The sequence below is a fragment of the Streptomyces sp. NRRL B-24484 genome (genome assembly GCF_000717715.1).
Lineage (GTDB): Bacteria > Actinomycetota > Actinomycetes > Streptomycetales > Streptomycetaceae > Kitasatospora.
Genome location: NZ_JOAI01000018.1, coordinates 156,187 through 163,919 on the forward strand (window position 1 = coordinate 156,187; position 7,733 = coordinate 163,919).

At 73.4% G+C, this 7,733-nt stretch carries 6 protein-coding genes; 2 read left to right on the forward strand and 4 right to left on the reverse strand.

Going from position 1 to position 7,733, the window contains the following annotated elements; all coding sequences use genetic code 11:
- Positions 1–491: 491 nt before the first annotated feature.
- Complete coding sequence (gene dnaB / locus IE98_RS0118215; RefSeq protein ID WP_106976616.1) at positions 492–1,952, forward strand: replicative DNA helicase; 1,461 nt, start codon at positions 492–494, stop codon at positions 1,950–1,952.
- Positions 1,953–1,990: 38 nt separating this feature from the next.
- On the opposite strand, the gene IE98_RS0118220 is transcribed toward dnaB, so the two are convergent.
- Positions 1,991–2,557 carry a dihydrofolate reductase family protein gene (locus tag IE98_RS0118220; RefSeq protein ID WP_030270177.1) on the reverse strand — a complete coding sequence of 189 codons (567 nt, stop codon included), beginning with the start codon at positions 2,555–2,557 and terminating at the stop codon, positions 1,991–1,993.
- A 255-nt stretch (positions 2,558–2,812) separates the two neighbouring features.
- Here IE98_RS0118220 and IE98_RS0118225 point away from each other — a divergent pair, with 255 nt between their 5' ends.
- Positions 2,813–3,418 (forward strand): HD domain-containing protein, encoded by a 606-nt coding sequence (locus IE98_RS0118225; RefSeq protein ID WP_420706196.1) that lies wholly within the window; start codon positions 2,813–2,815, stop codon positions 3,416–3,418.
- A 62-nt stretch (positions 3,419–3,480) separates the two neighbouring features.
- Here IE98_RS0118225 and IE98_RS0118230 read toward each other — a convergent pair whose 3' ends face one another.
- The 3 genes from IE98_RS0118230 to IE98_RS0118240 all read right to left on the reverse strand — a co-directional run bounded on the left by IE98_RS0118230 (position 3,481) and on the right by IE98_RS0118240 (position 7,288).
- Complete coding sequence (locus tag IE98_RS0118230; RefSeq protein ID WP_030270181.1) at positions 3,481–4,404, reverse strand: NADP-dependent oxidoreductase; 924 nt, start codon at positions 4,402–4,404, stop codon at positions 3,481–3,483.
- Between the two features lie 171 nt (positions 4,405–4,575).
- A complete protein-coding gene (gene manA, locus IE98_RS0118235) occupies positions 4,576–5,769 on the reverse strand; it encodes a mannose-6-phosphate isomerase, class I (protein WP_030270183.1) in 1,194 nt (397 codons plus the stop codon).
- A gap of 127 nt (positions 5,770–5,896) precedes the next feature.
- Positions 5,897–7,288 carry a phosphomannomutase/phosphoglucomutase gene (locus tag IE98_RS0118240; RefSeq protein WP_030270185.1) on the reverse strand — a complete coding sequence of 464 codons (1,392 nt, stop codon included), beginning with the start codon at positions 7,286–7,288 and terminating at the stop codon, positions 5,897–5,899.
- Between the last annotated feature and the right edge of the window lie 445 nt (positions 7,289–7,733).

The window sequence follows — 7,733 nt, forward strand, 5'->3', positions numbered from 1 at the left end:
GCGGCCGTGTGAACTTTTTCTCATGCACAGCCGATCGAGGAAGTATTCGCAGGTCAACCGGTTGACGGTGGATGATGGTGTGGTTATCCACAGAGCTGTCCACAGGGTTGTGCACAGGTTTCGGGCACTTCTCCACAGGTGCCGACCCGTCGTCCACACCCCCTGTGGATAACCGTCTTGGCCGAAGGGCCCCCGGCGCCGTAGCGTGGGGCGCCGACCCTCCCCCTGCCCCGTGCCCGTTCCGGGCCGGCCGGGGCCCGCCCCGCGCGACACCCGTGGCCCGGTGGCGGAGATGTCGGGCGGGTGGCGTATGAAGGAGGATTGCGTCATCGGCAAGGCCCGCTCCACTCGCACGATTCGCTGATCGGGGAACACGCGTGACCGGCCCCCAGTACGACGACCACGACGTTCCCCCGCCCCCGGAGGACGACTGGCAGCCGTCCGACGACGCCTTCGGTCCCGGCTCTTTCCCCAGCACCCCGAGCGACCGCCTGCCGGTCTCCCGCGGCCGTGACGGCGGCGGCCGCGGCAACTCCCAGCGCGGCGGCGACGGCTTCCGGCGCGGTGACGGCAAGCGGCGGGACGGCGGGGCCGACGAGGACCGGTCGTCCGCCTCCGACGGCTTCGAGCGCGTCCCCCCGCAGGACCTCGCGGCCGAGCAGTCCGTCCTCGGCGGCATGCTGCTCTCCAAGGACGCCATCGCCGACGTGGTCGAGGTGCTCAAGCCGGCCGACTACTACCGGCCCGCCCACGAGATGATCCACGGCGCGATCCTCGACCTGTACGCGCGCGGCGAGCCCGCCGACCCGATCACCGTCGCGGGCGAGCTGACCAAGCGCGGCGAGCTCGCCCGGGTGGGTGGCCCCGGCTACCTGCACACCCTGGTCAACTCCGTTCCGACCGCGGCCAACGCCGAGTACTACGCCGAGATCGTCCACGAGCGGGCCGTCCTGAGACGCCTGGTGGAGGCCGGCACCCGGATCGCCGGCATGGGCTACGCGGCCGAGGGCGACGTGGACGAGATCGTCAACGCCGCGCAGGCCGAGATCTACGCCGTCACCGAGCAGCGCACCAACGAGGACTACGCCCCGCTCGCCGACATCATGGAGGGCGCCCTCGACGAGATCGAGGCGATCGGCTCGCGGGCCGGCCAGATGAACGGCGTGCCCACCGGGTTCGCCGACTTCGACCAGCTGACCAACGGACTGCACCCGGGTCAGATGATCGTCATCGCGGCCCGTCCCGCGATGGGCAAGTCGACCCTGGCGCTGGACTTCGCCCGGGCCGCCTCCATCCACAACAACCTGCCCAGCGTCGTCTTCTCGCTCGAAATGGGGCGCAACGAGATCGCGATGCGCCTGCTGTCCGCCGAGGCACGGGTGGCGCTGCACCACATGCGCTCGGGCAACATGACGGACGACGACTGGACGCGGGTCGCCCGCCGGATGCCCGACGTCACCAACGCGCCGCTCTACATCGACGATTCGCCGAACCTGTCGATGATGGAGATCCGGGCCAAGTGCCGCCGGCTCAAGCAGCGCAACGACCTCCGACTGGTCGTCATCGACTACCTCCAGCTGATGCAGTCCGGCGGCTCCCGCCGGGCCGAGAGCCGTCAGCAGGAGGTCTCCGACATGTCCCGTAACCTCAAGCTGCTCGCCAAGGAGCTGGAGCTCCCGGTCATCGCGCTCAGCCAGCTGAACCGTGGACCCGAACAGCGCACCGACAAGAAGCCGATGGTCTCGGACCTGCGAGAGTCCGGCTCCATCGAGCAGGACGCCGACATGGTCATCCTGCTGCACCGCGAGGACGCCTACGAGAAGGAGTCCCCGCGTGCGGGCGAGGCCGACCTCATCGTCGCCAAGCACCGGAACGGCCCCACCGCGACCATCACCGTCGCCTTCCAGGGCCACTACTCGCGCTTCGTCGACATGACCCGTGACATGGGCTGAGGGGTAGCAGGGGGCTCGGGGGCCGCAGCGGGAGCGGCTCAGCGCCCCGTCCCGTACCTGGTCAGGACCACGCCGCCGGGGAACGTCCGGGTCTCCAGCAGGTCCAGGTTCACCCAGCCGTCCAGTGCGGTGAAGAACGGCGTACCGCCGCCCACCAGCACCGGATGGACGACGATCACGTACTCGTCGATCAGGCCGGCGCGCATGGCCGCCCCGGCGAGCGTTGCGCCGCCGATGTGCATGGGTCCGCCGTCCCCGGCCTTCAGCCGGGTGATCTCGGCGACCGCGTCGCCGGTGACCAGGCGGGTGTTCCAGTCGACCTCGTCGATCGTCGAGGAGAACACCACCTTCGGCGTGTCCCGCCAGTTCCGCGCGAACGCGATCTCCGCCGGGGTGGCGCCGGGCAGCTGGTCGCCGGTCGGCCAGTGGGAGCTCATCGTCTCCCACAGCTTGCGCCCGTACAGCGACAGGCCGCCCGCCCGCTCGTGGTCGAGCCACCACTGGAACAGCTCCGGGTTCGGCGGTCCGCTCCAGCCGATGTCGTCGCCGGCCGCCGCGATGTAGCCGTCCAGGGTCAGGTTCATGGCGTAGATCAGCTTTCGCATGGCCCAGCCTTCCGTCCGTGGGTGTCCGGCGTACGGACCGGCGCGGGTGTCCCGCCGGTGCGCGGTGCGGTCCCGCCGGTGATCCTCGTGCTCGGGGCTCAGCGTGCTGCACCCGGCCGGCACCGGCAAGCCGCCCGGCCCCGGAGTCGCCCTCGCGGAGGGGTGCCACGGATTTGAGATCATGGGTGCCGGGGCCGTGGGACGGCCGGGAATGCCCGTGTCACGCGCGGTCAACTGTCGCGAGGCGGCTGGACTTTGCACGAGAGGAAGATCGTGGACGTGCTCACCGTCGCGCTGGACGACTGCCGGGCACCGCGGTTGCGGCCGCTGCCGCAGGAGGTCGCGGAGCTCCTGCAGGACCTCGGCGCGCCGCCCCGCCTGGTCGCGCACCTGCGTGCCGTCCACGAGGTCGCCGCGCAGCTCCTCGACTGGGTCGCCGGGCACTGTCCGGAGCTCCGGCTGGACCGGGAGGCCGTGCTGTTCGGGGCGGCCACCCACGACATCGGGAAGGTCCGGCACCCCGCCGAGCTGTCCGGCCCGGGATCGGCGCACGAGCCGGCCGGACGGGACCTCCTGCTGGAGCACGGGGTGCCCGAGGGCCTGGCCCGGTTCGCCGCGGGGCACGCCACCTGGGACGCCCCCGGTACCCGGGCCGAGGACCTGCTGGTGAGCCTCGCCGACAAGGTCTGGAAGGACAAGCGCGTTCCCGACCTGGAGGACCGCGTCGTGGCCGAGCTGTGCCGGGCCGGCGGCCGTCCCGCGTGGGAGGAGTTCCTCGCCCTGGATGAGTTCCTGAGCCGTGTCGGCGACGGTGCCGAGGAGCGGCTGGCATACCAGGCCGCCCACCCCGTCCTGGGCTGATCCGCCCTCGTCCCGCGCGCAGCGGGCGGGCCGGGGGCAGGTGCGGTGGCGGACACCGGCCGTCAGACCGTCAGTACCACGGCGCCGCGGGTGCCGCCCGCCTCCAGCCGGGCGTGCGCGGTGGCCACCTGCTCCAGCGGGAGGACGGAGTCCACGCGGACGACGAGCCGGCCGTCCGCGACCAGCTTCGCCAGCCCGGCGAGGGCGACGCCGTCCGGGCGGACGTTGTGGACGGCGACCTCGATGCCGCGTTCGGCCGCGGGCGCGGCCGGCGGGCGGACGGCGACGAACAGACCGCCGTCGCGCACCACCGCCAGCAGCGGCGCCGAGAGGCCGGCGGTGTCCACGACCGCGTCGGCGCCGCCGGGGACGAGTCGGCGCACCGCCTCCACGGCCGTGTCGCCGCGGGTGACGAACTCGGCTCCCATGAGGGTGAGTTCGGCCTCGTCGCGCGGGCCGGCGACGGCGATCACCCGCAGGCCGCGGGCGAGTGCCAGCTGGGTGGTGAGGTGGCCCAGGTTGCCGCCGGCACCGGTGACCACCAGGGTGGCGCCGGGTGCGAGGCCGGTGCGCTCGACGGCCTGAAGGGCGGTCAGCCCGTTGAGCGGGAGCGCCGCGGCCGTCGCTGCGGGGATGTCGGCCGGGGCCGGGGCGAGCTGGTCGGCGGGCAGCACCGCGTAGTCGGCGTGGGTGCCGTTGCGGGTGGCGAACCAGTGCGAGAGGCCGATGACGTCCTCGCCGACCGCGACGGCGGTGACGCCCTCGCCCACCGCGTCCACGGTGCCGGCGACGTCCCAGCCCAGCCGGAACGGGGGAGCGCCGAGCAGTCCGGCCATCAGGCCGGAGCGCACCGCGGTGTCGGCGGGGTGCACTGCCACGGCCCGGTTGCGGACCCGGACTTCGCCCGGGCCGGGGACGGGGACGGGCGCCTCGGTGATCTCGGCCTGCCGGGCGTCGCCGTAGCTGCGGACGGTGACAGCGCGCATGGTGTTCTCCTCGGTTCTCGACGGTCGGGCGGTGGCCCGGCCGTTCGGCGTGCTTCGAGGCTGTCACCGTGCGATCGGCCGCGGGAGAGGAGAGTCGACCCTGGGACTGCCGATCCCTGGATGCGCGGCGGGGGCGGTCCTGCCCCCGCCACGCGGGTGTCCGACCCGGCGTCAGAGGGTGACGGTGGCGCGGAAGACCGTGGCACCCGGCCCGGTGACGGTGGTGTCGGTGCCGTCGGCGGGCAGGAAGGCGGACCGGCCGCGGGTGAGCTCCAGCGTTCCGCCGTCGGCGGCGGTGAGCCGGACCGCGCCCTCGGTGCAGAGCAGGATCTGCGGGGCCCGGCCGGGCAGGACCGCGGGCCGGTCGCCGAGGGTGTAGCGGGAGAGCCGGAACTCGTCGATCGGCACCGGGTAGTGGTGCTCGCCGTCCGCGGACGCCGCGGGCCGCAGCACGTCGGGGGCGCCCGGCTCGAAGACGACCACGCGCAGCAGCTCGGGGACGTCGATGTGCTTGGGCGTCAGCCCGCAGCGCAGCACGTTGTCCGAGTTGGCCATGATCTCGACACCGGTGCCGCGGAGGTAGGCGTGCGGGATCCCGGCGCCCAGGTAGAGCGCCTCGCCGGGCTGCAGCCGGACGTGGTTGAGCAGCAGGGCCGCGATCAGACCGGTGTCGCCGGGGAACTCGCGGGCGGCGAAGGCGTATCCGGCCATGGCGCCGGTGGGGTCGCCCGCGGCGGCAGCCTCGACGGCCCGGGCCACCTCTGCCACGGTGCGCTCCGCCTCCTCGCCGGTGAGCGAGAGGACGGCCGCGAGCGCGTCGGCGAGTGCCTCCGGGGCGGGCTTGCTGCGCAGGGTGTCGATCAGCGGGTCGAGTGCGGGCACCGCGAGCGAGGCCATCAGCGCGGCCGCGTCCGCGGGCTCGCGGAAGCCGCAGAGACCCTCGAACTCGTCCAGGGCGCAGATGAGTTCGGGCTTGTGGTTGGCGTCCTTGTAGTTGCGGTGCGGGGCCTCGACCGGGATGCCGGCGGCCTCCTCGGCGGCGAAGCCGGCGCGGGCCTGCTCCAGCGTGGGGTGGGCCTGGATGGAGAGCGGCCTGCCGGCGGCGAGGACCTTGAGCAGGAAGGGCAGCGCGGGGCCGAACCGGGTGACGGCGGCGGCGCCGAGTTCGCGCTCGGGGTCGGCGGCGATCACCGAGTCCAGGGTGGTCGGGCCGTGGCCGCGTTCCAGGCGGGAGGCGTCGCCGGGGTGCGCCCCGAGCCACATCTCGGCCTGCGGTTCCCCGGTGGGCTGCTCGCCGAGGAGGGCGGGGATGGCGGTGGTCGATCCCCAGGCGTAGGGGCGGACGGTGTTCTGCAGCCTGTCCATCGGCTCGGTTCCTCGCTGTTCCCTGCGGGGTTGCTCTGTCGGAACGCCAGACTCTAGCCGAGCGGTGTGTACGGACGGTGCGGTGCGGCGGCCCGGGCCCGGGCCGCCGCACCGCACCGTCCGCCGGTCAGGCGCGGACGATCGCCAGGACGGCGTCGCGCAGTTCGGCCATCCGGGCCGGGTCCTCGGCCTCGACGTTCAGGCGCAGCAGCGGCTCGGTGTTGGACGCCCGGAGGTTGAACCACCAGTCGTCGCCGGCCACCGTCAGGCCGTCCAGCTCGTCGACGGACACGCCCTCCAGCGCGCCGTAGACCGCGCGCACCTCGGCCGTCCGGCCGGCCTGGTCCGCCACGGTGGAGTTGATCTCGCCGGAGGCCGCGTAGCGGTCGTACCGGGCGCACAGCTGCGAGAGCGGCTGCTCCTGGCCGCCGAGCGCGGCGAGCACGTGCAGCGCGGCCAGCATGCCGGTGTCGGCGCGCCAGAAGTCGCGGAAGTAGTAGTGCGCGGAGTGCTCGCCGCCGAACACGGCGTCGGTGCGGGCCATCTCCTCCTTGATGAAGGAGTGGCCGACGCGGGTCCGGACCGGCCGGGCGCCGAGGTCGGTGACGACCTGCGGCACCGTCCAGGAGGTGATCAGGTTGTGGATCACGGTCGGCTTCTCCTCGCCGGCCGCGCGGGCGCGGGTGATCTCCCGCTCGGCGACCAGGGCGGTGATCGCCGAGGGCGAGACGGGCTCGCCGCGCTCGTCCACCACGAAGCAGCGGTCGGCGTCGCCGTCGAAGGCGAGGCCGAGGTCGGCGCCGACCTCGCGGACCTTGGCCTGCAGGTCGACCAGGTTCTTCGGGTCCAGCGGGTTGGCCTCGTGGTTGGGGAAGGTGCCGTCCAGCTCGAAGTACATCGGGACGACCTCGACCGGCAGCCCGGCGAGCACGGCCGGCACGGTGTGGCCGCCCATGCCGTTGCCGGCGTCCACGGCGACCTTGAGCGGGCGCATCCCGGACAGGTCGACCAGCGAGAGCAGGTGGGCGGCGTAGCCGTCCAGGGTCTCCCGGGAGGAGAGCGTGCCCCGGGCGGTGCCGTCGGCGGCGGCCGGGACGGTGACGGTGCCGTCCTCGTCGAGCCAGGACTCCACCAGTTCGCGGATCTCGGTCAGGCCGGTGTCCTGGCCGACCGGGGCGGCGCCGGCCTTGCACAGCTTGATGCCGTTGTACTGCGCCGGGTTGTGCGAGGCGGTGAACATGGCACCGGGCAGGTCGAGGCTGCCGGAGGCGTAGTAGAGCTGGTCGGTGGAGCAGAGGCCGATCTCCACCACGTCGGCGCCGCGGGCGGCGGCACCCTCGGCGAAGGCCCGGGACAGCTCGGGCGAGGAGGGGCGCATGTCGTGGCCGACGACGACCGCGGAGGCGCCCAGCACCTGCACGAAGGCCGCGCCGAAGGCGCGGGCGTAGGAGGCGTCCCACTGGTCCGGCACCACGCCCCGGACGTCGTACGCCTTCACCAGCTGACTGAGGTCCCGCATCGCGGCTCCCACCCTGTTTCGGTGCGGGACGGCCCGCACGGTCTGTTCGTCGACACCCGGTGCGGGGCTCCGGGCGCGGGCGCCGCCGATGCCCGGGGAGGGGCGCCGGCCGGCCGGGGAGCCGGTCACGAGCGACCGGTTGCTGCGCGACCTTCGGGTGTTCACGTGGTGCTGAGACTACCTGTTGCCCGGGGAGGGCCGTCCCGGCGGCCGGTCGGGTGGACACGACGTTGTACGATCCGCATTCCGGGCCGTGTGCTCGGATGCCGTCCGGGCCCTGTCGCGACGACATGCGCTGTCGATCCCCCTCCGGCCGCGGGCTCGCCGCCTCGTTCCCCGAAGTTTCGAAAGGCTGTGCCGTGACTGCCCCTGAGGAGACCACCTTCGCCGATCTCGGCGGGGTGCTGGTGATCATCCCGACCTACAACGAGGCCGAGAACATCGA

Excerpts from the sequence above, each read along its gene's own strand:
- IE98_RS0118220 (WP_030270177.1), bottom strand. The coding sequence starts at position 2,557 with ATGCGAAAGCTGATCTACGCCATGAACCTGACCCTGGACGGCTACATC.
- IE98_RS0118230 (WP_030270181.1), bottom strand. The coding sequence starts at position 4,404 with ATGCGCGCTGTCACCGTCCGCAGCTACGGCGACGCCCGGCAGGCCGAG.
- manA (WP_030270183.1), bottom strand. The coding sequence starts at position 5,769 with ATGGACAGGCTGCAGAACACCGTCCGCCCCTACGCCTGGGGATCGACC.
- IE98_RS0118240 (WP_030270185.1), bottom strand. The coding sequence starts at position 7,288 with ATGCGGGACCTCAGTCAGCTGGTGAAGGCGTACGACGTCCGGGGCGTG.